23 protein-coding genes are annotated in these 25409 nt (G+C 67.8%); 11 read left to right on the forward strand and 12 right to left on the reverse strand.

Annotated features, from left to right (window positions below; translation table 11 throughout):
* Window positions 1–76: 76 nt before the first annotated feature.
* Together AC1VNX_RS15450 and AC1VNX_RS15455 are read right to left on the reverse strand one after the other, a co-directional pair.
* Window positions 77–916, reverse strand: coding sequence for an AraC family transcriptional regulator (locus tag AC1VNX_RS15450; protein ID WP_483157487.1), 840 nt, complete (start codon window positions 914–916; stop codon window positions 77–79).
* Window positions 917–934: 18 nt separating this feature from the next.
* Window positions 935–1198, reverse strand: a complete 264-nt coding sequence (locus AC1VNX_RS15455; RefSeq protein WP_483157488.1) for a hypothetical protein — start codon at window positions 1196–1198, stop codon at window positions 935–937.
* Window positions 1199–1209: 11 nt separating this feature from the next.
* Here AC1VNX_RS15455 and AC1VNX_RS15460 point away from each other — a divergent pair, with 11 nt between their 5' ends.
* Window positions 1210–2934 (forward strand): acyl-CoA dehydrogenase family protein, encoded by a 1725-nt coding sequence (locus AC1VNX_RS15460; RefSeq protein WP_483157489.1) that lies wholly within the window; start codon window positions 1210–1212, stop codon window positions 2932–2934.
* On the opposite strand, the gene AC1VNX_RS15465 is transcribed toward AC1VNX_RS15460, so the two are convergent.
* A complete protein-coding gene (locus tag AC1VNX_RS15465) occupies window positions 2922–4865 on the reverse strand; it encodes a sensor histidine kinase (RefSeq protein ID WP_483157490.1) in 1944 nt (647 codons plus the stop codon). The two genes, AC1VNX_RS15460 and AC1VNX_RS15465, sit on opposite strands and share 13 nt — an antisense overlap.
* Window positions 4866–4967: 102 nt before the next feature.
* Window positions 4968–5312, reverse strand: a complete 345-nt coding sequence (locus AC1VNX_RS15470) for a c-type cytochrome (protein ID WP_483157491.1) — start codon at window positions 5310–5312, stop codon at window positions 4968–4970.
* 141 nt (window positions 5313–5453) lie between these two features.
* Between AC1VNX_RS15470 and AC1VNX_RS15475 the strand changes: the two genes are divergently transcribed.
* The gene (locus AC1VNX_RS15475) at window positions 5454–6122 is read left to right on the forward strand and encodes a hypothetical protein (protein WP_483157492.1); all 669 of its coding nucleotides are present in this window, start codon (window positions 5454–5456) and stop codon (window positions 6120–6122) included.
* Window positions 6123–6179: 57 nt separating this feature from the next.
* On the opposite strand, the gene AC1VNX_RS15480 is transcribed toward AC1VNX_RS15475, so the two are convergent.
* From AC1VNX_RS15480 to AC1VNX_RS15495, 4 genes are read right to left on the reverse strand one after another with little or no spacing between them, the layout of a single operon-like run.
* Window positions 6180–6986, reverse strand: a complete 807-nt coding sequence (locus AC1VNX_RS15480; RefSeq protein ID WP_483157493.1) for a PPK2 family polyphosphate kinase — start codon at window positions 6984–6986, stop codon at window positions 6180–6182.
* Between the two features lie 52 nt (window positions 6987–7038).
* A complete protein-coding gene (locus AC1VNX_RS15485) occupies window positions 7039–7476 on the reverse strand; it encodes an RNA-binding S4 domain-containing protein (protein ID WP_483161959.1) in 438 nt (145 codons plus the stop codon).
* Between the two features lie 19 nt (window positions 7477–7495).
* Window positions 7496–8962 (reverse strand): sensor histidine kinase, encoded by a 1467-nt coding sequence (locus AC1VNX_RS15490; protein ID WP_483157494.1) that lies wholly within the window; start codon window positions 8960–8962, stop codon window positions 7496–7498.
* The gene (locus AC1VNX_RS15495; protein ID WP_483157495.1) at window positions 8959–9642 is read right to left on the reverse strand and encodes a response regulator; all 684 of its coding nucleotides are present in this window, start codon (window positions 9640–9642) and stop codon (window positions 8959–8961) included. Before AC1VNX_RS15495 ends, AC1VNX_RS15490 begins: the two co-directional genes overlap by 4 nt.
* A 136-nt stretch (window positions 9643–9778) precedes the next feature.
* Between AC1VNX_RS15495 and AC1VNX_RS15500 the strand changes: the two genes are divergently transcribed.
* The 3 genes from AC1VNX_RS15500 to AC1VNX_RS15510 all read left to right on the forward strand — a co-directional run bounded on the left by AC1VNX_RS15500 (window position 9779) and on the right by AC1VNX_RS15510 (window position 12906).
* On the forward strand, window positions 9779–10738 hold the full coding sequence (locus AC1VNX_RS15500) for a Bug family tripartite tricarboxylate transporter substrate binding protein (protein WP_483157496.1): 960 nt from the start codon (window positions 9779–9781) through the stop codon (window positions 10736–10738).
* 106 nt (window positions 10739–10844) lie between these two features.
* Window positions 10845–11381, forward strand: a complete 537-nt coding sequence (locus AC1VNX_RS15505) for a tripartite tricarboxylate transporter TctB family protein (protein WP_483157497.1) — start codon at window positions 10845–10847, stop codon at window positions 11379–11381.
* Between the two features lies 1 nt (window position 11382).
* Window positions 11383–12906 (forward strand): tripartite tricarboxylate transporter permease, encoded by a 1524-nt coding sequence (locus AC1VNX_RS15510; protein WP_483157498.1) that lies wholly within the window; start codon window positions 11383–11385, stop codon window positions 12904–12906.
* 86 nt (window positions 12907–12992) lie between these two features.
* On the opposite strand, the gene AC1VNX_RS15515 is transcribed toward AC1VNX_RS15510, so the two are convergent.
* From AC1VNX_RS15515 to AC1VNX_RS15530, 4 genes are read right to left on the reverse strand one after another with little or no spacing between them, the layout of a single operon-like run.
* A complete protein-coding gene (locus AC1VNX_RS15515) occupies window positions 12993–16109 on the reverse strand; it encodes an efflux RND transporter permease subunit (protein ID WP_483157499.1) in 3117 nt (1038 codons plus the stop codon).
* Between the two features lie 20 nt (window positions 16110–16129).
* Complete coding sequence (locus tag AC1VNX_RS15520) at window positions 16130–17350, reverse strand: efflux RND transporter periplasmic adaptor subunit (RefSeq protein WP_483157500.1); 1221 nt, start codon at window positions 17348–17350, stop codon at window positions 16130–16132.
* The gene (locus tag AC1VNX_RS15525) at window positions 17347–18852 is read right to left on the reverse strand and encodes an efflux transporter outer membrane subunit (protein ID WP_483157501.1); all 1506 of its coding nucleotides are present in this window, start codon (window positions 18850–18852) and stop codon (window positions 17347–17349) included. Before AC1VNX_RS15525 ends, AC1VNX_RS15520 begins: the two co-directional genes overlap by 4 nt.
* A complete protein-coding gene (locus tag AC1VNX_RS15530) occupies window positions 18849–19547 on the reverse strand; it encodes a CerR family C-terminal domain-containing protein (protein ID WP_483157502.1) in 699 nt (232 codons plus the stop codon). Before AC1VNX_RS15530 ends, AC1VNX_RS15525 begins: the two co-directional genes overlap by 4 nt.
* A gap of 137 nt (window positions 19548–19684) precedes the next feature.
* On the opposite strand from AC1VNX_RS15530, the gene AC1VNX_RS15535 reads away from it, so the two are divergent.
* The 6 genes from AC1VNX_RS15535 to AC1VNX_RS15560 all read left to right on the forward strand — a co-directional run bounded on the left by AC1VNX_RS15535 (window position 19685) and on the right by AC1VNX_RS15560 (window position 25370).
* Window positions 19685–21223 carry a sigma-54 interaction domain-containing protein gene (locus tag AC1VNX_RS15535; protein WP_483157503.1) on the forward strand — a complete coding sequence of 513 codons (1539 nt, stop codon included), beginning with the start codon at window positions 19685–19687 and terminating at the stop codon, window positions 21221–21223.
* Window positions 21220–21735, forward strand: coding sequence for a hypothetical protein (locus tag AC1VNX_RS15540; RefSeq protein WP_483157504.1), 516 nt, complete (start codon window positions 21220–21222; stop codon window positions 21733–21735). The genes AC1VNX_RS15535 and AC1VNX_RS15540 overlap by 4 nt, the downstream gene beginning before the upstream one ends.
* A gap of 163 nt (window positions 21736–21898) precedes the next feature.
* Entirely contained in the window at window positions 21899–22120 is a 222-nt protein-coding gene (locus AC1VNX_RS15545; RefSeq protein ID WP_483157505.1) for a hypothetical protein, read from the forward strand.
* Window positions 22121–22176: 56 nt separating this feature from the next.
* Complete coding sequence (locus AC1VNX_RS15550; RefSeq protein WP_483157506.1) at window positions 22177–22404, forward strand: hypothetical protein; 228 nt, start codon at window positions 22177–22179, stop codon at window positions 22402–22404.
* Window positions 22405–22536: 132 nt separating this feature from the next.
* Window positions 22537–23727: a substrate-binding domain-containing protein gene (locus tag AC1VNX_RS15555; RefSeq protein WP_483157507.1), complete on the forward strand. Its 1191-nt coding sequence runs from the start codon at window positions 22537–22539 to the stop codon at window positions 23725–23727.
* A gap of 191 nt (window positions 23728–23918) precedes the next feature.
* Entirely contained in the window at window positions 23919–25370 is a 1452-nt protein-coding gene (locus AC1VNX_RS15560; protein WP_483157508.1) for an extracellular catalytic domain type 2 short-chain-length polyhydroxyalkanoate depolymerase, read from the forward strand.
* The last annotated feature ends 39 nt before the right edge of the window (window positions 25371–25409 follow it).

The raw sequence follows: 25409 nt of genomic DNA on the forward strand, positions 1-25409 counted from the left end.
AAAGCCGGCTCCGGCGCGGTGCGTGCCGCGCGAGCCGGGTGCAAAAAAAAACGGGTGGAGAAAGAGCGTCGGCGCTTCAGTTGATCCGCGCGCGGACGTACTGAAGCGGCGTCATGCCGAAGGTGCGCTTGAAATGCCGGGTGAGGGCGCTCTGGTCGTAGAAGCCGCTGGCCACTGCAGCCTCGATGAGAGGCCTGCCGGCGGTGAGATGGCTGATGGCCGCCCTGAGCCGCAGCTGCGTCAGGTACATGTGCGGCGTCAGTCCGATTGCGCGGTTGAACGCACCGATCAGCTGGAAGGGCGTGAGGTCCGCGGCCGCAGCCATCGCCTCGAGGGTGAGCCTTTCGGAAAAGGTATCGCGCACCAACTCCAGCACCGGCGCGAGCACGCTGGTGTCGGCGGGCACCGGAAGCACGCGATGTCCCTGCTGCGCATGCCTCTGGAACAGCGTGCCGAAGGTGTGCACGAAGAGTTCCTGCTGCCGCATCGGGTCGCACTGCCCGCCGTCCTCATCGAAGGCGCGATGCAGCTCGAGAAAGCTGGCGATGAGCTCGTCGTCGCAGTAGACGTTCGAGTCGAAGTAGCGGGCCTGGTCCATGCCCAGCGTCGTCATCAGGTGCCGGATGCCCGGATCGGCCAGGTAGAAGGAGCGATAGCGCCAGCGCGGGCTGCCGGCCATGCGCCCCGAGTGCGGCTCGGCCGGGTTGAAGACCAGCAGCGCCTGCTGGTGCGCCGCGCCCGTTCGGCCGCGGCTCTTGAATTCCGCACCCCCGACCTCGGTGACCGCGATCACGAAGGAGTGGTGCACATGAGGCGCGTATTCGTGCGTGGTGAAGTCGGCGTGCAGCATGTCCATGCCCGGCAGGCCGGGCGCATGCCAGTAGCGCGACGTGTTCAGAGGGTCCAGCTTGGCCAACGAAAACCTCCGTTTGCATCAGCGGTTGCCATGCAGCCATTCATCCAGCGTCGTCCGACCGATCGATGGCACCTGAATGGTGAGCAAGGCCGCCTTGTTCCGGTGATTACAGCGCGATCTTGGTGGAAGCGGAAAGCCTCCGGCCTCGATGCCCCGATCAAGCAAACGCTGTGCCATTCGGCGGCCCGCGAAATCGCGAGAGGGCCCGGGAAAGATCAGATTCACGAACGGCGAGGAATGCCTCACCATGCTTCGCGGCGCAGTCACCTTGCCGCCACTCATTGGAGACCTTCATGAACATGCCTCTCGAGAGCACCGAACTGGCGTTTCAGTTTTCGCTGGCCAATGGCGTCGAAACGGGCGCCGAAACGCACAAGGTATTCAACCAGGCCGAGCCATGCATCGGCCACAACGCATTCACCGGCGACGTGGCGCTACGGGAGTTGGTCGAGCGCCATGCACCATGGAGCATTCCGCACGCGACGGCCGTAGGTGCACTCGCAGGCGACGAGCAGGTGCAGGACCTCGCGCGACTGGCCAACGAGCACAACCCCCAGCTGCGCACGCACGACCGCTTCGGCAACCGGCTCGACTGGGTCGAGTTCCATCCCGCATGGCATCAGCTCATGAGCCTGGCCTTCTCGCATGGCGTGCCCGGCCTTGCGTGGACCACCAGCGAAAGCTCGGGCCACTTCGCGCGCGCCGTGCTCAGCTACCTGTGGAACCAGGTCGAGAACGGCACCGGTTGCCCCACCGGCATGGCGTACGCCGCGTGCGCGGGTTTCGAAGGACGGCCCGAGTTCGCGGAATGGAGAGAGAAGACGCTCTCCGGCAAGTACGACCCGCGCCGCGTTCCGCTTTCGCAGAAGACGGGCGCCGTGATCGGCTACGCCATGACCGAGAAGCAGGGCGGCTCCGACCTGCGCCAGACGCAGACCACCGCCACCTTCGTCGGAACCGAGAAGAACGGCGTGCAGGTCTACAGCATCACCGGCCACAAGTGGTTCTTCTCGGTGCCGACCTCCGACGGCTTCTACACGCTGGCGCAGACGAAGTCGGGCGTGAGCTGCCTCTTCGTGCCGCGCTTCCTGCCCGACGGCAGCGCCAACCGCGTCGCGGTGCAGCGCCTGAAGGACAAGTGCGGCAACCGCTCCAACGCATCGAGCGAGGTAGAGTTCAACAAGACCTGGGCGATGCTGGTCGGCGAGGAGGGCCGAGGCATCCGCGAGATCCTCTCGCACGCGCACCTGACTCGGCTGGACTTCGCGGTCGGCTCGGCCGGCCTGATGCGGCAGGCACTGACGCTGGCGATCGGCCACGCATCGACGCGCGACGGCTTCGGCCGCCGCATGGCCGACCTGGCCATGCAGACCAATGTGCTGGCGGACCTCGCACTCGAAAGCGAAGCCGCCATGCTCTCGGCGATGCGCGTGGCGCGCGCGACCGACGCCATGGCATCGGACGAACGCGAGCGGCTTCTCGCGCGCGTCGCGACGCCGGTGGTCAAGTACTGGAACTGCCAGCGCGCAACGTACTTCGTCTACGAAGCGCTGCAGGTCCACGGCGGCAACGGCTTCATCATGGAGAACCCCATTGCGCGCCTGTACCGCGAGGCGCCGCTCAACTCGATCTGGGAAGGCACGACGAACATGATGTGCATGGACGTGGTGCGCGCGCTCGGGCGCGAGAAGGGCTCGCTCGAAGTCTTCCTCGACGAGGTTTCGGTGCCGCAGGCGGCGGGCAACGCGGCGCACGCGAAGTTCATCGCGAGCCTGCGTGACGACCTGGGCGCCGGTGCGATCGAGGAAGGCAACGCGCGCGCACTCGTGACGCGCATGGCGCTCGCGTTGCAGGCGAGCGAGATGCTGAGGCACGGCGGCGCGGCGGTCGCGCAGCGCTTCATCGAATCGCGCCTGGGCGGCCGGCATGCCGGCGTGATGGGCACTCTTGCGGCGGGAGCGGACCTGCGAGACATCGTCTCGCGCGCGGAGGTGGCGCCAGCCCGTCAGGCCGCCTGAGCCTGCCGCCGCAGCGGCAACCACAGCACGAAGCGCGTTCCCGTAGGCAGCGATTCCCAGCCGACGGTGCCGTGGATCGAACGCGCGCGCCGCCGCTGGTTCTGCAGGCCCCGGCCCGATGACGAGGCCATGGCCTTGTCGACGTCGAAGCCCTGTCCGTTGTCCTCGATGGTCACGCGCACGCCCGCACCGTCGAGCGAGGTGCCGACGCGGATCTCGGTCGCGCGCGTGTGGCGCAGGATGTTCGAGATGCCCTCCTGCACGATGCGCAGGATGTGCAGCGCGCTCGACGGGTCCAGCCATTCCAGTGCGGGCAGCTCCCGCACTTCCCAGCGCAGCGAGACGCCCGTGCCTTCGAGGCGCGGTTCGAGCCGGTAGCGCAGCGTGGCGAGCAGCAGGAGCAGGTCGGCTTCGACGGGCTCCAGCGAATCGAGCGTGAGCTTCAGGTCGTCCAGGCAGCTCTTGAGAATCTGCGAGACCCTGTCGTCGCTCATGCCGCCGCTTTCGACGGAACGGATGGCGCTGACCAGCGAGGAGCCCAGCCCATCGTGCATGTCCTGCATCAGCCGCTGGCGCTCGTCGCTGATGGTCTGCAGGCGCTCGACTTCGCGCAGGCGGCGGTGGCTGATCTCGAGCTCGGCTTCGCGTGCCTGCAGGCGGTGCGCGAGGCTCGCGTTGAGTTCCTCGACTTCGCCGATGGCCTGCACGTAGCGGCGGTACATCAGCACGCCGAACACGCTGAAGGTGACGGCGTTGGTATACGCGCCGAGGTACCAGCCTTCGGGGCTGATGAAGTTGTTCTGCAGCAGCCAGTCGGTGACGCCGAGCAGCACACAGATGCCGATCCCCACCGCCACCAGCCGGCCCTCGGTGGAGCGGCGCCATGCGCTGATGCCGCCGACGAGGCACACCGCGGTGCCCATCATCGCGGCGACCGCGTAGATCAGCGGCGTCACCTGCGGCGTGTTCTGCACGATGGCGAGGCCGGGAATCGTGACGATGCCGATGGCCGTCGTCGTCACGACCACGCCCCGGGTGAGCCACAGCAGCTGCCGCCCATGCAATTGGCGCAGGAAGAAGTGCACGACCATCACCAGCCAGAAGAGCGAGTTGACGGTCAGCCACGCGAACCAGTCGTTGAGCACCGGCAGGCTCACGTAGAAGTGCAGCCCCCGCATGAACGAAGTGGCCGAGAGATTGAAGAAGAGCAGGTAGCCCGTTTCGTCGCGGCGCCTGAACCAGACGAAGAGGGCGAACACGCCCACCGCCATGAATGCGGCGCCGAGCATCGCGGGCAGTTCCTGCTGCAACCACTGGCGCATGCCGTGGCGGCCCCTGAGCGCATCGACCGGGCCGATCCACAGCGAGGACAGCGCCACCTGGGCGCTGCGGGTGTGTTCCAGGCGCAGAAGGATCTCGGCGGGCGGGGCGTTGCTGGCGGCGCCGTGGTCGTCGAGCTGCACCCACAGCGGCGTGCGTGTGCTGTTCCACAGCGGGCCCGACTGCTGGGCGCGATGCACCAGTTGGCCGTCGGCATAGACCGCGATGGTGCCGTCGGTCTTGATGCGCGCGCCGTACAGCGCCAGCGGGCCGGAGCTGGCCGGCAGGCCGCGCGTGCCGAGCCTGATCCAGGTGGTGCGAGTCGTGCTGGTGGACGTGTTCCCGGCCTGGCTCAGCAGCGCGATGGGCAGGGCCAGGGGCAGTTCGACCTTTTTCCAGTCCTGCGGCAGGGCGCTGCTGTCCTGCCGGGACGGCGGTGCGCTGAAGCCCTCCGCATCGTCGACCTGCCAATCGGCGTGGGTCATGTGCAGCAGCGCGTCGGACTGCCGCACGCCGGTCGCCCCCACCAGATAGGCGCCGATGATGCCCAGAAGTGCAATCGAGAGAACGAGCACCACGTTGGCGAAGAAGGGTGCGGGGCGGTAATTCAAGGGATGCTGGAAGGTGCCGCAGCCGAGGCTGATGCGGAGGTTTATGTAACCTATTTTCTCACTTTGTTACCAAGCGAGCGGTGTCCCGCCTCCGGATGGGCCTCAGCGCGGTGTGGGTTGCGACAGGATCCACTGCGACAGCGCCTGCGCGTCGGCCTCCGAAACCTGTGTCTGCCTCGGCATGATCACGCGGCCCCATGTGCCCACGCTGCCGTCGCGGATCTTCCCGGCCAGCCGCGCTGCTGCCCCGCCGTCGCCGCGATAGCGCTCGGCGATCTGCGCGAAACCCGGGCCCACCTGCTTGTGGACCAGGCCGTGGCAGGCCAGGCAGGCGTTCTTGCGGGCCAGGTCGGCGGGCGTCTGCGCCGTGGCGCAGAAGGGGTGGACGGCCATCACGCAGCCGGTGAGGAACGGGAAAAGGAGCTTGCCGGGAGTCTTGGTCTTCATTGGTGGGCGGGGCTTTCGCCCGGCATCGTCGCATGCCGTTCCAACGGCGCCGGCCGTCGTGCATTCACGACAAGACGATTCAAGAGTAACTATATGTATGGTTAAATCCGCGCAACTATCGCGAAGAAGACGAGGGATTGCATGAAGCTGCTGCTGAGCATTGCGTTTGCCGCCGTGGCCCTGGCCGGTTGTGCCAGCGCTCCGACCACCCCCACCGAACCCGGAACGGGCAGGGGCACTTCCTATGTGCCGATGGTGGCCATGGAAGGCGTGGACAAGGTGCGCTACGACAACGACGTGGCCGACTGCCGCACCGCCGCCAACCGCATCACCGCACGCAGCGAAACCGGCGACGCCATGTGGGGCGCGCTGGGCCTGGGCCTGATCACGGTGCACGGGCAGGGCATCGTGGCCGCGGCGTCCTACACCGGCATCACCGCCGCCATCATCGACTGGAACGGCCGCCCCAGCTCCGAGCTGATCGCCGAGCACCAGCAGATCGCCATCGTGCATTGCATGGCCAAGCGGGGCTACCGCAACCTCGACCCGAACGTGCGCGACACCTTCTACGGCAACACCTTCGATCCGGGCGTGATCGTCAAGCCGCGCCGCACCGGCGTCGATACCTACAACGTCGAAACGCTGGCCAAGGCCGGCCGCTGCAACCTGCAGCCGCGCGCCGAACTCACGGCCAAGGGCCCCGGCTACGAAACCTACAACGTGCCTTGTGACAACGGTGGAACCTGGGCGGTGCGCTGCGAGTTCGGCAAGTGCCGCGTGCTGGCGCAGGCGGCGGTGCGCCGCTCCTGAGTTTCGGCAGGCTGGCCAATACAAAAACGGGCCCGCGATGCGGGCCCGTTTTCTTTATTACTTGACGATCATTCCCTTGAGCGCCGGATCGGGCGGCGGCGGCTTGAGCTTCATCTGCCGCATCGTCTTCACCAGCAGCTGCGCGATCATCACGTTGCGGTGCCGCTTGCTGTTGGCGGGCACCACATGCCACGGCGCGTGGTCGGTCGACGTGGCCGACAGCGCGTTCTGGTAGGCCTGCTGGTAGGCGCTCCACTTGGTGCGCACTTCCAGGTCGTCCATGCTGAACTTCCATTGCTTGCCGGGCGTGTCGATGCGCGCCTGCAGGCGCTCGCGCTGCTCGTCCTTGTCGATGTGCAGCATGCACTTGACGACCACCGTGCCGGTTTCCGTGAGCAGTCGCTCGAAGTCGTTGATCTGCGCATAGCGGCGCTTCGCCTCGGCTTTGTCGATCCAGCCTTCGACCACGGGCACCAGCACGTCCTCGTAGTGGCTGCGGTTCCACACCATGATCTCGCCGGTACGCGGCACCACGGCGTGGCAGCGCCAGAGGTAGTCGCGCGCGCGTTCGTCCACGGTCGGTGCCTTGAAGGCCGTCACGCGCACGCCCAGCGGCGAGGTGCGCGAGAACACCCAGCGCACGGTGCCGTCCTTGCCGCTGGTGTCCATGCCCTGGAGCACCAGCAGCAGCTTGCGCTTGCCCTCTGCGTTCAGCAGGTCCTGCAGTTCGTCGAGCTCCACCGCCAGCGCATCGAGCTCGGTGCGCTGCGCGTTCTCATCGCCCTCGCAGAAGGGCGTGTCGTCGGGGTCGATGTGGGAGAGCTTGAACTTGCCGCTGACGCGGTATTTCTTGAAGCTGGCCATGTAGCGGGACTCCGTGATGAAGAACAACGAAGCCCACAGCGTAAGCGATCGGTCAGGACTCGTCGTCGTCCGCGGGCAGCGATGCGCTCCAGCGGTTGTCCCACTCGGCATGGTGGCGCACCGCGCCGTCGAGCTCGCGCCGGTCGCGCTTGGTGGGGCGGCCCTGCTCGATGGCCAGGGCCGGCTCGATGCCCGCGCGGCGCATCTCACGAAAGGCGGCCTGCGCCGCCAGGCTCTCGGCTGTTTCTTCATAGAGCTGCTGCGCCACCGGCGCCGGCCCGCGCTGGCCGCTGAGGCCGCGCACCGTCACGGTCCGCGTCAGCGGGCCCATGCGCATGGCGACGGTGTCGCCCGCCTTGACCTCGCGCGAGGCCTTGGCGATGTCTCCGTTCACCTGCACCCGGTTCTTGCCGATTTCCTCCGCGGCCAGCGAGCGCGTCTTGAAGAAGCGGGCGGCCCAGAGCCATTTGTCGATGCGCAGACGGTCCATGAATATCTGGAAGTGGAGGTCAGGCATTGTGCCGCGATGGCGGCGGAGACGGCAGTGTCGGCAAGGGCGCGAGCGGCAGATGCACGACCGCGTCCAGCCCGACCACCCGTTCGGCCTTGCCATCATGCGTGACCGGCCCGGTGCGGTTGTCGAGGCTGATGCGCCCGCCCAGCGCCTGCACGATCTCGCGGCAGATCGCCAGCCCCAGTCCCGAACCGCTCGAGGTGCTGCCCGCCGCAAAGGGTGCGAAGAGGCGCTGGCGCAGTTCGGGCGAGATGCCCGGGCCGCCGTCGCGCACCACCAGCACTGCGTCGGCGCCTTCGGTTCGCACCGTCACCGACAGCGCCGCTCCCGGCGGGCTCTGCTTGATCGCGTTGTGCAGCAGGTTGCGCGTGAGTTCGTGCAACATCCACTGGTGGGCGCGCACCGGTGTGCGCTCGTCGATGGCGAGTTCGAAGTCGAGCGCCTTGTCGGCCACCAGCGGAGACAGGTCGAGCGCGATGTGCCGCGCTACCTCGCCGAGGTCGAGCGTCACCGACTCCGGCTGCTGGCGCAGTTGCTCCACCTTGGCGAGCGACAGCATCTGGTTGGCCAGCGTGGTCGCGCGGTCCACGGTGCCGCTGATCTCGCCGAGCGCCTGCTCGGGCGCCACGTCGCCGCGTTGCGCCGACTGCACCTGCGCCTTCAGTACGGCCAGCGGCGTGCGCAGCTGATGGGCGCTGTCGCGCACGAAGCGTTTCTGATGGTCCAGCAGCCGCTGCAGCCGGCCCATGACCTGGGTGGTGGCGTCGATCAGCGGGCGCAGTTCGCGCGGCGCGTCGGGCGCGTCGATGGGCGAGAGGTCGTCGGCCTGGCGCCTCTCGATGGCCTCGCCCAGTTCGCGCACCGGCCGCGTGGCGCGCTGCACCACGAACACCGTGACCAGCGCGATCACGCCCATCAGCAGCAGCTGGCGCCACAGCGTGTCGATGAGCAGCTTGCGCACCAGCGTCTCGCGCAGCTCCAGCGTCTCGGCCACCTGCACCACGGCCATGCCGCGGCCGGTGGCGCTGGCCACCGGCTGCAGCAGCACCGCCACGCGCACCGGCTGGTTGCGGAACTGCGCGTCGTAGAAGTCGACCAGCGCCGAATACGCGCCCCGGTCGGGAATGCGGCCGCGCCAGAAGGGCAGCTCGGCGAAGCCCGAGATCATCTCGCCGTCGAGTGCCGAGACCCGGTAGAAGAGCCGGCTGCGGTTGTCGGCCTCGAAGGCTTCCAGCGCGGAGTAGGGCACGATGGCGCGCAGCCGTGCCATCTCGTCGTAGCCCTCCACGTCGAGCTGCTCGCCGATGGTCTTGGCCGACGCCAGCAGGGTGCGGTCGTAGGCCGTGGTGGCGGCCGCGAGGCTCTGGCGGTACAGGCTCACGCTGTTGATCACGATGAACACCGCCACCGGCGCAAGGATGCCGAGCAGCAGCCGCGCACGAAGCGAGGAGACGCGGGTCATGCCTCGGGGCGCAATAAATAGCCGAGGCCGCGCATGGTCATCAGCACCGCGCCGGTGCCCGCGAGCTTCTTGCGCAGCCGGTACACCACCACCTCGATGGCCTCGTACTGCACGTCGGTCTCGCCCGGGAACACCAGCTCGAACAGGCGCTCCTTGGTCACGGCGTGGCCCGGCTTCATCATCAGCGCCTTCAGCAGCGCCAGCTCGCGCGGCGTGAGCTCCAGCAGCTCGGCGCGGTTGTAGATGGCGCCGTTGTCGGGCTCGAAGCGCAGTCCGCCGATCTCCTGCGGGTTCAGCCCCGCGTCCTGCCCGGCAACGCCGTGGCTGCGCCGGCGCAGCGCGCGGATGCGCGCTTCCAGCTCGTCGAGGTCGAAGGGCTTGGGCAGGTAGTCGTCGGCGCCGGCGTTCAGGCCGACGATGCGGTCGCCCACCGTGCCGCGCGCGGTCAGCAGCAGCACCGGCGTGCGCAGGCCCTCGGCGCGGGCCTGGGCCAGCACCTGCAGGCCGTCGACGTTGGGCAGGCTCAGGTCGAGGGCGACCACGTCGGGCTCGATGGCGCGCCACTGCGCGACGGCCTCGGCGCCGTCGCCGCACACGCGCACATCGATGCGGCGGCGCCCGAGGGTGCGCTGCAGGGTGATTTGCATCGAGGGGTCGTCTTCGACCAGCAGCAGCTTCATACGTTGGCGTCGGGGGTGCGTACTTTGGTGTTTTCCCCAGTCTGGCGGACAGCCAACTGACAGCGGGGCGGCGCATGATAGCGCTCAGCTACAAGTCAGCTTCCTTTCAAGTTCCTTCCAATCAGGAGACCCCAGCATGCGTCGCGACACCTTTCTGAAGTCACTGGCCGCCATGGCCGCCGTCGGAGCCCTGCCACTGTCGGCGCGCGCGGCCGCCAACGTCAAGATGATGATTCCCGCCAACCCCGGCGGCGGCTGGGACACCACCGGCCGCGCCCTGGGCAAGGCGCTGACCGACGCCAAGGTGGCCGACACCGTCACCTACGACAACAAGGGCGGCGCCGCCGGCGCGCTGGGCCTGGCCCAGTTCGTCAACGGCTCCAAGGGCGACGCCAACGCGCTGATGGTCATGGGCTCGGTCATGCTGGGCGGCATCATCACCGGCAAGCCGCCGGTCAACCTGTCGCAGGCCACGCCCATCGCGCGCCTGACCACCGAATACAACGTGTTCGTGCTGCCGGCCAATTCGCCGTTCAAGACCATGAAGGACGTGGTCGAACAGCTCAAGAAGGACCCGGGCAGCGTCAAGTGGGGCGGCGGCTCGCGCGGCTCCACCGAGCACATCGCCGCGGCCATGATCGCGCAGAGGGTCGGCGCCGATCCGTCCAAGATCAACTACGTCGCCTTCCGCGGGGGCGGCGAGGCCACCGCCGCCGTGCTGGGCGGCAACGTCACCGTCGGCGGCAGTGGCTACAGCGAGTTCGCCGAATACATCGCCGCCGGCAAGATGAAGCCCATCGCCGTCACTTCCGGCCAGCGCCTGCCGGGCGTGAACGTGCCCACGCTGAAGGAACAGGGCATCGACGTCGAGATCGGCAACTGGCGCGGCGTCTACGGCGCGCCCGGCATCTCGGCCGAACAGCGCAAGGCCCTGACCGACATGGTGCTGGCCGCCATGAAGAGCCCGTCGTGGGCCGAATCGCTCAAGAAGAACGACTGGACCCCGGCCGTGCTCTCGGGCGACGCCTTCACCAAGTTCGTCGACGACGACTTCGCCAGCCTGCGCGCCATCATGACCAAGTCCGGCATGGTCTAACCCTGCGGCGCCCGCACCGCTACTGGCTCGCCGCACGGCGCGCTGTCCTCGCAAGAGACGACAGCGTGCCGTTTTCAAATCCAGCTCCTCATTCCCGGGAGAAAAAATGACAACTCCAGACTCCTCGGCCCCGCCGCAACCCGTGGCCACATGGCCGCAAACCCTGGTCGGCGCCGGCGTGCTGCTGACCGGCCTGGCGCTGGCTTTCGGCGCCATCGGCATTTCTTCCGACGCGGGCTACGGCGGCGTCGGCCCCAACTTCCTGCCCTGGCTGGTGTCCGTGGTGCTCGTGCTGTGCGGCGCCTGGATCCTCTGGGAGGCGCGCACCGGCGGCTTCCGCGAGCTCGATGCACCCTCGGGTGCAGAGCATGCCTACTGGCCCGGCTTCGTCTGGGTGTCGGCGGGCCTGCTGCTCAACGCGGCGCTCATCACCACGCTCGGCTTCATCCTGAGTTGTACGCTGTGCTACGTGCTGGCCGTTCAGGGTCTGCGCCGCGCGAGCGGGCAGGCCGGCGCGAACGCGCCGCGCACCTGGGCCATCGACTTCATCAGCGGAGCGCTCATTTCCGCACCCGTGTTCTGGATGTTCACGCAATTCCTGGCCATCAACCTGCCTGGCCTCACCAACACCGGGTGGATCTGACATGGAAATCTTCAATGCCCTCATGGCCGGCTTCGCCGCGGCCATCACCCCCGTCAATCTCCTCTGGTGCCTGGTCGGCTGCGCCCTGGGCACGGCCGTCGGCGTGCTGCCCGGCATCGGCCCGGCCGTGGCGGTGGCCATGCTGCTGCCCATCACCGGCAAGGTCGACATCACGGCCTCGATGATCTTCTTCTCGGGCATCTACTACGGCGCCATGTACGGTGGCTCCACCACTTCCATCCTGCTGAACACACCCGGCGAAACCGCCAGCATGGTGACGGCGATGGAGGGCAACAAGATGGCCAAGAGCGGCCGGGCGGGCGCGGCGCTCGCCACGGCCGCCATTGGCTCCTTCGTGGCCGGCACCATCGCCACCGTCATCGTCACGCTGTTCGCGCCCTTCGTGGCCGAGTTCGCGGTCAAGCTCGGCCCGCCGGAATACTTCCTGCTGATGCTGCTGGCCTTCACCACCGTGAGCGCGGTGCTCGGCAAGAGCACGCTGCGCGGCATGACGGCGCTGTTCGTCGGCCTCGCCGCCGGCTGCATCGGCCTCGACCAGATCTCGGGGCAGGGCCGCTACACCGGCGGCATCCCAGAACTGCTTGACGGCATCGAGATCGTGCTGGTGGCCGTGGGCCTCTTCGCCGTGGCGGAAGTGCTGTACGCCGTGCTGTACGAAGGCCGCGTGGTCGAGGGTCAGAACAAGCTCAGCCGCGTGCATATGAGCAAGCGCGACTGGAAGCGCTCCATTCCCGCCTGGCTGCGCGGCACCGCCATCGGCACGCCCTTCGGCTGCATTCCGGCCGGTGGCACGGAGATTCCGACCTTCCTGAGCTACGCCACCGAGAAGAAGCTCGCCAAGGACGCGGAAGCCAAGGCCGAGTTCGGCACCAGCGGCGCCATCGAAGGCGTGGCCGGCCCCGAGGCCGCCAACAACGCAACGGTGACGGCCGCGCTGATCCCGCTGCTCACGCTGGGCATTCCCACCTCGAACACCACCGCCATCCTGCTGGGCGCGTTCCAGAACTACGGCATCCAGCCGGGCCCGCAACTCTTCACCACGTCGGCCGCGCTGGTGTGGGCGCTGATCGCGTCGCTGTACATCGGCAATGTGATGCTGCTGGTGCTGAACCTGCCGATGGTCGGCCTGTGGGTCAAGCTGCTGAAGATTCCGAAGCCCCAGCTCTACGCCGGCATCCTGATCTTCGCGACGGTGGGCGCCTATGGCATGCGCCAGAGCGCGTTCGACCTGTTCCTGCTGTACGCCATCGGCCTGCTGGGCGTGGTGATGCGCCGCTTCGACTTTCCAACGGCTCCCGTGGTGGTCGGCATGATCCTCGGCCCGCTGGCCGAAGCGCAGCTGCGCAACGCCATGTCGATCGGCGAGGGCAGCGCGGCAGTGTTCTTCCAGCGTCCGATGTCGATCGCGCTGGTCATCATCGTGGTGGCCGTGCTGATCCTCCCGCGCCTTGCCAAGCGCATGAGCGAACGCAAGCTGGCGAAACTGGCGCAGATGGACGCCTGATCTTCCAAAGGCCTCATCCGGGGCCCGGCCAAAAAAAGCTGCGGCATTGCCGCAGCTTTTTTTGTTTGTGTGCCGAGAGGTTTCGCTTACCGTCCCGGCGCAGGCGTCTCGACCAGATCGTCATCGATGTGCGGATCGGCCGGCTGCCCGCGCAGCTTGCGCACGGTGCGCCTGATCCAGTGCTCGATGTCGTCGATGTAGGTGAACACGGCCGGCACCACCAGCAGGCTCAGCACGGTGGAGGTGATGAGGCCGCCGATCACGGCCATCGCCATCGGCGAGCGGAAGCTCGAATCGGCCGTGCCGAAGCCGACCGCGATGGGCAGCATGCCCGCGCCCATGGCCAGCGTGGTCATGATGATGGGCCGCGCGCGCTTGTGGCAGGCATCGCGCAGGGCGTCCCAGCGGCTCATGCCGTGGTCGCGGCGGGCCACGATGGCGTACTCCACCAGAAGAATGGAGTTCTTCGTTGCGATGCCCATCAGCATGATCAGGCCGATCAGCGAGGGCATCGACAGCGCCTTCTGCCCGATCAGCAGGCCCACGAAGGCGCCGCCCAGGGCCAGCGGCAGCGCGCACAGGATGGTCACCGGGTGCAGGAAGTCCTTGAACAGCAGCACCAGCACGATGTAGATGCACAGCACGCCCGTGAGCATGGCCAGGCCGAAGCTGGCGAACAGCTCGGTCATGACTTCGGCGTCGCCCACCTCGGCGATGCGCACGCCGGGCGGCAGCTTCTCGATGGACGGCAGCTTCGTCACCGCCGCCTTGGCGTCGCCCAGGCCCACGCCCGACAGCTCGATCTCGAAGTTGACGTTGCGCGAGCGGTCGTAGCGGTCGATCACGGCGGGGCCGCCTTCCATGCTCAGGGAGGCCACCTGGTTCAGCATGACCGGCCCGCGCGCGCCGGGCACCGACAGGCGCCCGAGCAGGTCGATGTCCTTGCGCGCCGAGTCTTCCAGCTTCACCACGATCGGCACCTGCCGCTGCGCGAGGTTGAGCTTGGCCAGCGACTGGTCGTAGTCGCCCAGCGTGGCCACGCGCAGCGTCTCGGCGATGGCGGAGCTGGTCACGCCCAGGTCGGCGGCGCGCGCGAAGTCGGGGCGCACGGCGATCTCGGGGCGGATGAGGCTCGCGGTGGAGGTGATGTTGCCCAGGCCGGGAATGGTGCGCAGATCCTTCTCGACCGCGCTGGCGGCGCTGGCCAGCGCCACCGGGTCTTCACCGGTCAGCGCCAGGATGTACTTCTCGCCCGAGCCGCCCAGGCCCACCGTGCTGCGCACGCCGGGCAGGGTTTCGAGCGCCGCGCGGATCTGGTTTTCGATCACCTGCTTGCGCGGCCGGTCGCCGCGCGGGTCGAGCTTGATGGTGAGCGTGGCCTTGCGCGTCTCGGGCGTGCCGAAGTTCGCGAACGGGTCGCCGCCCGCGCTGCCGCCGGCCACCGTGGTGTAGACGCTCTTCACGTGCTGGATCTTCATCACGCGGTTGCGCGTTTCTTCAGCAGCGGCCGTGGTCTGCGCCAGCGTGGAGCCCGGCGGCAGCGACAGGTAGATCTGCGTCTGCGAGTTGTCGTCCGGCGGAATGAAGCCGGTCTTGAGCAGCGGGATCATCGCCAGCGAGCCGAAGAAGAAGAGGGTGGCCAGCACCATCGTCTTGAAGCGGTTGTGCGTGCTCCACTCCACAGCGCGCATGTACCAGCGCAGCCAGCCCGGCTCCTTCTCGGCGCCGACCACGGGCTTGAGCATGTAGGCCGCCATCATCGGCGTGAGCACCCGCGCCACCACCAGCGAGGCGAACACCGCGAGCGATGCCGTCCAGCCGAACTGCTTGAAGAACTTGCCGGCCACGCCGCTCATGAAGGCCGTGGGCAGGAACACCGCGATCAGCGTGAAGGTGGTGGCGATCACCGCCAGCCCGATCTCGTCGGCCGCCTCCATCGCCGCCTGGTAGGGCGTCTTGCCCATGCGCAGGTGGCGCACGATGTTCTCGACCTCCACGATGGCGTCGTCCACCAATATGCCGACCACCAGCGAAAGCGCCAGCAGCGAGATCACGTTCACCGAGAAGCCCAGCAGGTGCATGCCGATGAAAGCCGGAATCACCGACATCGGCAGCGCGATGGCCGAGACGAAGGTGGCGCGCCAGTCGCGCAGGAACAGCCACACCACCACCACCGCCAGGATGGCGCCCTCGTACAGCAGGTGCAGCGAGCCGTTGTATTCCTCTTCCACCGGGTCGACGAAGTTGAAGGCTTCGGTCAGCTCGATGTCGGGGCGCGCGGCGCGCATGTCGGCCAGCGCCTTCATCACCGCGTGGCCCACCTCGACTTCGCTGGCGCCGCGGCTGCGGGCCACTTCGAAGCCGACCACCGGCTTGCCGTTGAGCAGGGCGGCGGCGCGCGGCTCGGCGATGGTGTCGCTCACGCGCGCCACCTGGTCCAGGCGGATGCGGCGGCCGTCGCTCAGCACGATCTGCATGTCGGCGAGCTGGTCGGCCGACTTCACCGTGGCCATGGTGCGCACCGGCTGCTCGCTGCCACCCAGGTCGAAGCGGCCGCCCGCGCTCTCGGTCTGGACCTGGCGCAGCTGGCGCGAGATGTCCGCCGCCGAGGCGCCCAGCGCCTGCAGCTTGCTCGGGTCGAGGTCGATGTGAACCTGGCGCGTGACGCCGCCCACGCGGTTCACCGCGCCCACGCCGGGCAGCGCGAGCAGCTTCTTGGTGACGTCGTTGTCGACGAACCAGCTCAGCGCCTCGCTGTCCATGGCCGAGGAGGCGATGGTGAAGGCCAGCACCGGCTGCGCCGCGAAGTCGAGCTTGGTGACGACCGGGTCGCGCACGTCGGCCGGCAGGTCGGCGCGCACGCGCTGCACCGCGGAGCGCACGTCGTCCACGGCCTCCTGCACCGGCTTCTCGAGGCGGAACTCGACGATCAGCGTGGCGGCGCCGTCCTGCACCTTGGTGGTGATGTGCTTGAGGCCCTGCACCGTGGCAATGGAGTTCTCGAGCTTGCGCGCGACGTCGGTCTCAAGTTGCGAAGGCGCGGCGCCGGGCAGCGAGGCCGAGACCGTCACGGTCGGCAGGTCGATGTCCGGAAAGTTCTGCACCTTCATCGCGTTGAACGACAGCAGCCCACCGAAGGTGAGCAGCACGAACAGCATCACCGCCGGAATCGGGTTGCGTATGGACCAGGCGGAAACGTTCATGGGCGTGTCCTTTGAATTGCTTACTTGGCCACGGCGGCGGAGGCGGCCGACCTTGCCGGCTGCGCGGCGGGCAAGGGCGAGGGCGAGGGCGAGGGCGAGGGGGCATCCACCACGCGCACCAGGTCGCCGTCATTGAGGAAGCCCGCACCCTGGACCACCACCTGGGCGCCGTCGGGCAGCGCGCTGGTGATCTCGATGCGGTCGTTCAGCCGCCGGCCGATCTGCACCTTCAGCTGCGACACCTTGTTGTCGGGCTTCAGCAGGAACACGTTGTTGAAGCCGTCGCGCGGCACCACGGCCGCCTGCGGCACCGTCGGCGCTGTGCTGCGGCCCAGCTCGAAGTCGCCGCGCGCGAACATGCCGGCCTTCACGCCGGTGTTCTGCTGCACGTTGGGCAGGTCGACGTAAACCAGCGCCGCACGCGTCTGCGGATCGACCGTGGGCGCGATGCTGCGCACCTTGCCCCGCACCTGCGCGCCGCTGGCGCTGACCACGAAGGCAGTGGTGCCGACGGCGACGCGGCTGAGCTCGGCCGAGGTCACCTCTGCACGCCATTCGAGCCGACCCTGGCGGATCAAGCGGAAGAGTTCGGTGCCCGCCGCGACCACGCTGCCCACGGTGGCGGTGCGTGCCGAGATCACGCCGTCGTCGGGCGCCAGCACCTGCGTGTTGCGGCCGCGAACCTGCTGCGCGGCCAGCACGGCCTCGGCCGCTTCCACGCGCGCCTTGGCGGTCTGCTCGGTAGTCTGGTACTGGTTGATCTGCTGCTGGCTCAGCGCGCCCGTGGCCTGCAGCGTGCGGGCGCGCGCGGCGTTGCCGGCTGCGTCGGCCGCGGTGGCTCGGGCCTCGGCCAGCGAGGCGCGTGCCTGCGCGATGTCGGCCTGCACCGTCTCGGGCGAGAACACCGCGAGCACCTGGCCCTTCTTCACCGTGTCGCCCACGTTCACGCGCACTTCGGCCAGCTTCAGGCCGTTGGACTCGGAGCCGACCACGGCCTCCTGCCACGCGGCCACGTTGCCGTTGGCCGCGAGCGTGAGCATCAGCTCGGTGGCTTCCGGCTTCGCGACGGTGACGGTCAGCGCGGGCTTGGGCGACGCGGCGCCGTCCTTGCCCTTGGCGGCAGCGGCGTGATCGCCGGCCTTGTCCGACGGCTTGCCGCCCGTCATGAAGAAGATCGCCGCGATGACGACGACCAGCGCGATCAGCGCAATGGCGAGAGTGGAACGCTTCATTGTTTTCATGGCGACGTCGCGACCTTGGCGGCCGGGGAGGTGGTCATTGAGGACGATTCGAAAGAGGGGCCCTGCGCGGTCTGTCGATTCCAGCCGCCGCCCATCGAGCGGTACAGCGCCACCCATGCCTCGGTGCGCTCGCGCTGCAGCGAGACGCGCGCGGTCTGCGCCGAGAACAGCGTGCGGCGCGAATCCTCCAGCTCGAACAGGCTGGCGAGGCCGCTGCTGTAGCGCGCCTGCGTGGCGTCGAAGGAGGCCTGGTAGTTCTTCACCGCGGCATCGGCGTCGGTGGTGCGGGCGTTGGTGGCGTCGAGGTTGACCAGCGCCTCCTCGACCTCGCGCACCGCCTGCCGCACGTTGGAGCGGTAGAGCGAAACAGCCTCGGCATAGCGCGCCTTGGCGGCGTCCGCGTTGGCCTTGCGCGAGCCGCCGTCGAGCAGCGGCACGGTCAGCGAGATCGGGCCCACCGTCCAGGTTTCGAGCGACTGGTGCACGCCGCTCACGCGGTACTGCGTGCGCCCGATGGAGCCCGACACCGTGAGCTTGGGGTAGCGCTCGGCCTCGGCCGAGCCCACGTCGGCGCTGGCCGATGCCACGCCGAGTTCGGCCGCATACACGTCGGGCCGCTGCGAGATCGCCTCGGCCGGCACGCTGGCGATGCTGCCCACGGCCGGCAGTGCGCGCTGCGCCGGCGCTGCCGCGAGCTTCTGTTCGAGCGTGCTTTCATCGATGCCGCTGAGCGCGACCAGCGCCTTGCGCTGCACCGCGCACTGGGCGCGCTGCTGCGTGAGCCGGCCCGATGCGTCGGAGGCGCTGGCACGGGCCAGTGCCGCATCGGCGGGCGCGGTAAAGCCGGCCTTTGCCGACAGATCGGTGAGCCGCGAGGTTTCGGCACGCGAGCGCGCATCCGATTCGGACACGCGCAGCTGCTGCTGGCAGGCGCGCTCGGCGAAATAGGCGTTGGCCGTCTCGGCCGCCACCGCCACGCGGGCGTCGTGCCACTTGGCATTGGCGCTGCTCTGCTTGGCCTCGGCGGCGTCGCGATCGGCGCGCAGGCGGCCGAACAGGTCGAGCTCCCACTTCGACTGCAGGCCGGCCTGCAGCGTGGTGATTGGTGTGCTGGACGAGAGCCCGCTGCCGCTGCTCGTGCCGGAGCCGCCGCTGGAAATGCCCACCGGCCCGCGGCTGGCCGAGGCCGTGCCGTCCAGGCTGGGCAGCAGCGCCGCGCCGGCCTGCACGCGCGTGAAGCGCGCCTCGGCCACGCGTGCGGCGGCGCTCGCGACGTTAGGGCTAGCAGCCTCGGCTGCGGCGATGAGTTCGACCAGCAGCGGATCGTCGAGCTGGCTCCACCAGTTGGCCAACGAGGCCAGCGAGCCGCCATGAGGCAGGGGGGCGTGCCATTGCGCAGACATCGGTGCCTCGACCTGCGCGGGCGGGCGCGTCAGCGAGCAGCCCGAGAGGCCGATGCCCAGGCACAGGGCGGCCGTCAGTTTGAATCGGAGTTTTCTCATTGTTTCTTCTGCTTTCTCTCGGCACGCCGGCGGGCCGCCTCGACCTCGACCAGCGCCAGCGCGTAGCTCGTGAGGCGGTCGGCCCAGGCGTCGATGGCGCGCGGCGTGCGCAGCAGCGAAGGGCGGATGGCCTCGATGAAGTCCTGGCTCACGTAGAGCTGCATCGACAGTCCGGTGATCGCGAAGGTCAGGCGGTGGATGTCGTCGTCCGCCCGGTCCACCTTCAGGTGGCGGCACAGCAGGTCGGTGATGGCGCGGTGCGGGCCCTTGATGTCGCGCTCCAGCTCCTCGGCCCAGCGGCTCGTGGGCTCCAGCATCTCGCGCATGTGCAGCTGTATGCATTGCCGCACGATCTCGCCCTGCTTGAGCGGATCGATCATCGACACCATGCACATGCGCAGCGTGGTTTCGAGCGGCTGGCCGGGCACGTTGCAGGCGGCGATCAGGTCGCTGGAGTCGCCGCCCATCGGTTCGCTGAAGGTGGCTGCATAGAGCCCTTCCTTGTCGCCGAAGTAGTAGCTGATGGCCGAGATGTTGACCTCCGCCTCTCGGGCGATCTCGCGCGTGGAAGTCTTGGCGAAACCCTTCTGCGCAAACAGCCGCAGGGCAGTGTGGAGCAGCCGGTGGCGTGCCTCGGCACCGTCGGCGCGCGGTGCGCGGCGAGGTGCCTGGGTGATCGGATCTCTCGCATTCATGGCCGGCATTACACCACGCATGAAATCAAACGATTGATTAACTTAAGGCTTGCTGAAGGGTTTTGTCTGAAGCGGTTGGGGCCCGAGCGAATCCTTAAGACTTACGGCCACGATCCGCGGCGCGCTACGATCCCGCCATGCCTGTCGCTCCCACCGCAACACCCTCGCTGCCTCTCGATGCCGAGGGCATTCTCGCGCTCGCAGCGCGCTCGATGTTTCATTTGTTTTCGAGCATCAGCCAGGGCATGTTCCTGGTCGACAGCACCGGGCGCATCGTGTGGGTGAACGAAGGCTACCGGCGTTTCCTGCCGGCCCTGGGCTTCTCGTCCATCGACGAGTTCATGGGCCACATGGTGGAGGACGTGATTCCCAATACCCAGATGCGGCGCGTGCTCGAAACCGGCGAGCCCATCCTGGTCGACCTGCTGACCAACAAGGCCGGCACCTTCGTCGTCAGCCGCATCCCGCTGCGCGAGGAGCGCGAGGGCGGGGAGGGCGGCATGGGCAAGGTCATCGGCGCGATCGGCATCGTGCTCTTCGACCAGCCCGAGACCACGCTGCAGCCGCTCATCAGCAAGTTCGCGTTGCTGCAGCGCGACCTCGACGACGCGCGGCGCGAACTCGCGAGCCAGCGCAACAACCCGCTGTACCAGCATGCGGCCGACGGCCAGCGCCGCTCCAAGTACACATTCGCGAGCTTCATCGGCAGCAGCCCTGCGGCGGTGGAAGTGAAGCGGCATGCGCGCCGTGCCGCACAGTCGGCCAGCCCGGTGCTGCTGCTGGGTGAAACGGGCACCGGCAAGGAGTTGCTGGCGCACGCCATCCACGCCTCGTCCGCGCGCGCCAAGGGCCAGTTCGTCAGCGTCAACATCGCGGCCGTGCCCGACACGCTGCTCGAAGCCGAGTTCTTCGGCTTCGCGCCCGGCGCCTTCACCGGCGCCGACCGCAAGGGGCGCGAGGGCAAGTTCAAGCTGGCCGACGGCGGCAGCCTGTTCCTCGACGAAATCGGCGACATGCCGCTGGGTCTGCAGGCCAAGCTGCTGCGCGCGCTGCAGGAGGGCGAGATCGAGCCGCTGGGCTCCAACAAGCTCGTGCCCTTCGACGCCCGCGTGATCGCCGCCACCTCGCGCGACCTGCCCGAACTCGTGCGGCGCGGCCAGTTCCGCGAAGACCTGTACTACCGCCTCAACGTGCTCCCGCTGCGCGTGCCGCCGCTGCGCGAGCGGCGCGCCGACATCCCCGCGCTCGTCGAGGCGCTGGGCGAAGACATGGCGCTGCGCAGCGGCGAAGCGCCGCCCGAGCTCACGCCCGACGCGCTCGCGCTGCTCGCCGGCCAGCACTGGCGCGGCAACATCCGTGAGCTGCGCAACGTGCTGGAGCAGGTGACGATGCGAAGCGACTCGCAGCGCATCGATGCCGTGCAACTCGAGCGCATCCTGCGCGAAGCCGGGCTGGAGCAGATCGAGTTGCCTGCCACCCTGCAGAGCAGCCACGACGCCGACGAGCAGGCCGCGCTGCTGCGCCCGCTGTCGCAGCAGGTGGCCGAACTGGAGCGCAAAGCGATCGCGGCGGCGTTGGCGTCAACCGGCGGCAACAAGCTGGCGACTGCGCGGCTGCTCGGGATTTCGCGGGCGACCTTGTATGAGCGGATGACGAACCAGGAGCAGTCGACGTGAATCCGCTGTCTGCCATGCGCAAGATAAGCCGCGCGGACATAGAGATTTGTGAGCGCCTGATATCTGTCGAGATGCCGCATGCGGAATTCATCGGGCGATTTGGCGCAAGGCATTCGGATCATCCCGCCGACTGGGATGCGCCGGGACCGGTGGAGCTATGGTTCTTCGAGCTACCTTGGGGGCACAAGATCACCCTCGAGCGCCATATGACCGTCGACTGGTTCAACATCTATCTGGAATCGCTTGAGATCGAAGCCGTGCTGGATTTTCTGGAGTTGAGAGCCTTCGAGACGCACGTCGATACGCACATGGTGGAACTGCTGAGGGCGAAGTCTCCGGCTTTCACGAAGCCTCTTCAGGCTTTCCGGCTTTTCCGGCTGGACGACAACGGCAATCGCATCCTGATGCGCGAATACGAGAGCCGCCGGGTTGCCGATTACTACCAGCGGGTCTACGAGGGGCGCGGCCACAAGCAGCTCTACTGGGTGGAGCCTGCAGGGCAGGGGCACTGAGCCCGAGCGATACTCCCGCCCCAGTCCACAACCCCCGACGCCACATCCGATGAAGAAGGCCCTTGTCCGCTCCGCTGCCTGTCTTGCCCTCTGCGCCACCGCCAGCCTGGCAAACGCCGCGCCCCAGTGTTCCGGCGAAGCCGTCTCCCGCGCCAAGAAGCTGTTGACCTTCCATTTCGGCGAGGACGACCGCATCCGCATCAGCCCCGACGTGAAGGAGCTGCCGCCGATCCGCAATCCGGCCAACAAGAAGCAGCAGTTCAAGGTGCTCGAGGTCTGGGGCAGCATCTACAAGGGCGAGTACCGGATGCGGCTCATCTACTTCGTGTCGGGCAACGACTGCACGCTGATGGGTCAGGAGATCCTGGAGTACGCGAACCTGTGAGCGTCAAGGCACTTCGCTCCACCTTCGGGCCCAACTGCCACTGGTGCGGTTTGCCCATGGACTTCGACGAGCCCGCGGGCCGGCCGGAGTCCGCCACCATCGAGCATCTCGTGGACTCGACCTTCGGTGGCATCCGCTCGTCGAAGCACCGGCGGCTCGCGCATGCGGCCTGCAACCATGCGCGCAACGAATTCCGCCAGCAGGCCGAGCGGCAGTTCGAGCAGTGGATCGCCCAGCGCAAGGCCTCCGCGAAAACCCTGACTGAAAATCAGACATTCGACTGAAATCCGGACATTGCAAGTGTTCTGAATTCAGCCGGAAGGCGTTCCTCCCGAGTGGAGAAACGTTTGTTATCAATGGCTTAGCGGATGGCACGAACTGTGCAATATTCAGTCACCTTTTTCAGGAGACAAAGAATGAACCGTCGCCACCTCGTCGCCCTGGCCGCGCTCGCCGCCTGCGCCTCGGCCGCCGCTCCCGCCTGGGCGCAGTCCAACGAAATCCGCATCGCCCACATCTACAGCAAGACCGGCGCGCTGGAAGCCTACGGCAAGCAGACCCAGACCGGCTTCATGATGGGCCTGGACTACGCCACCGGCGGCACGATGACGATCAACGGCAAGAAGCTTGTGGTCATCGAGAAGGACGACCAGGGCAAGCCCGACCTCGGCAAGTCGCTGCTGGCCGCCGCGTATTCCGACGACAAGGCCGCGCTGGCCGTGGGCCCGACCGCCTCGGGCGTCGCGCTGGCGATGCTGCCGGTGGCCGAGGAGTACAAGAAGATCCTGATCGTCGAGCCCGCGGTGGCCGACTCGATCACCGGCGACAAGTGGAACAAGTACATCTTCCGCACCGGCCGCAATTCGAGCCAGGACGCGATCTCCAACGCGGTGGCGGTCGACAAGCCCGGCGTCACCGTCGCCACGCTGGCGCAGGACAACGCCTTCGGCCGCGACGGCGTGAAGGCCTTCGGCGCCGCGCTCAAGAAGGCGAAGCTGGTCCACGAGGAATACCTGCCGCCCGCCACCACCGACTTCACCGCCGGCGCGCAGCGCCTGATCGACAAGCTGAAGGACCAGCCGGGCCGCAAGATCATCTGGATCGTCTGGGCCGGCGCGGGCAATCCGTTCAAGATCGTCGACCTCGACCTCAAGCGCTACGGCATCGAGATCGCCACCGGCGGCAACATCCTGCCGGCCATGGCCGCCTACAAGGCACTCCCGGGCATGGAGGGCGCGGCCTACTACTACTTCGGCATCCCGAAGAACCCGGTGAACGAGGCGATGGTCTCGGCCCACTACAAGGAATTCAAGACGCCGCCCGACTTCTTCACGGCCGGCGGCTTCTCGGCCGCGATGGCGGTGGTGACGGCGCTGAAGAAGACCAACGGCGACACCAGCACCAACAAGCTCATCAGCACCATGGAGGGCATGAGCTTCGACACGCCCAAGGGCAAGATGACCTTCCGCAAGGAAGACCACCAGGCGATGCAGTCGATGTACCACTTCAAGATCAAGGTCGACCCGGCGTTCGCCTGGGGCGTGCCGGAGCTGGTCCACGAGATCAAGCCCGAGGAAATGGACATCCCGATCAAGAACAAACGCTGAACACCACGGCGTAGATCGTTCCCCCTGACCCGCGCGGCGCCCGAGGAGCGCCGCCCCGTTTTCGCCCCGGATGGCCGCCGGGCGAAGCGCCAGCCTGCGCCTTTCTTGCGGCGGCGTGTTGTTCCCACGGCCGATTCGATTCGTCAGTCAGCAAAGCAAGCGTTCGATACCCACAACAGAAGGAGACAGCGATGCCAGCGATGAAATGGAAGAACTGGAAGGGACTCGCCGCGGCTGCGGCGATGACGGTGGTGGCGCATGCCGCGACGGCGGCGGTGCCGCTGCCGGCGCTCGGCGCCAACCCGGCGGAGGTGAGCGTGTCGGGCCTGTCGGCCGGCGGCTTCATGGCGGTGCAGCTGCACGTGGCGTACTCGGCCACCTTCAAGCGTGGCGCCGGCGTGGTCGCCGGCGGGCCGTACTACTGCGCCGAGGGTTCGGTGGTCAACGCCACGGGGCGTTGCATGACGCACAGCACCAGCATCCCGGTGTCGTCGCTGGTGAGCACCACCAACAGCTGGGCCGCCAGCGGCGCGATCGACCCGGTGTCGAACATGAGCAGTTCCAAGGTGTACCTGTTCTCGGGCACCTCGGACAACACCGTCAAGCAGGCGGTGATGGACGACCTCAAGACCTACTACCAGAGCTTCGTGCCGGCCGCGAACACGGTCTACAAGAACAACGTAGGCGCGGGCCACGCGATGGTCACCGACGACTACGGCAGCGCCTGCAGCACCACTGCCGCGCCCTACATCAACAACTGCGGCTTCGACCTCGCGGGCGAGATCCTCACGCAGCTCTACGGACCACTGAACCCGCGCAACAACGGCACGCTGGGCGGCACCTTCACCGAGTTCAACCAGTCTGAATTCATCAGCGGCCACGGCATGGCCGCCACCGGCTGGATCTACGTGCCCCAGGCCTGCACCACCACCTCGTGCCGGGTGCACCTGGTGCTGCACGGCTGCAAGCAGAACTACACCGACGTGGGCGATCAGTACGTGCGCAAGACCGGCTACAACCGCTGGGCCGACACCAACAACATCGTGCTGATCTACCCGCAGACCAGCACCGCCGCCACCAACAGCTGCTGGGACTGGTGGGGCTACGACAACGCCAACTACGCGAAGAAGTCGGGGCCGCAGATGGCGGCGATGAAGGCGATGATCGACCGCGTCACGGGCTCCTCGGGCGGCAGCGGCCTGCCTGCACCCACCGGCGTCGGCACCTCGGGCGCGACCGCCAGCAGCATGGTGATCGGCTGGGCCGGCGTGAGCGGCGCCAGTGGCTACAACGTGTACCGCGGTGGCAGCAAGGTCAACGCCTCTCCGGTGGCCACCACCAGCTACACAGACACCGGCCTGGCCGCCTCCACCACCTACAGCTGGACCGTGGCCGCGCTCGACGCTAGCAACGTGGAAGGCGCGATGTCGGCGCCCGCCAGCGGCACCACCCTCGGCGGCTCCGGCGGCGGAACGTGCTACACCGCGAGCAACTACACCCACACCGTGGCCGGACGCGCCTACGCGCTGTGGGGCCTGACCTATGCCTATGGCTCGGGACAGTCCATGGGGCTGTGGAACATCTACGTGACGACCACGCTGAAGCAGACCGGGCCCAACTACTACGTGATCGGCACCTGTTGAGGCCGCCGCCTTTTCTTCCTTTCGATTCGCAATGACCAA

The organism is Variovorax sp. TLI9-5A (genome assembly GCF_056867935.1).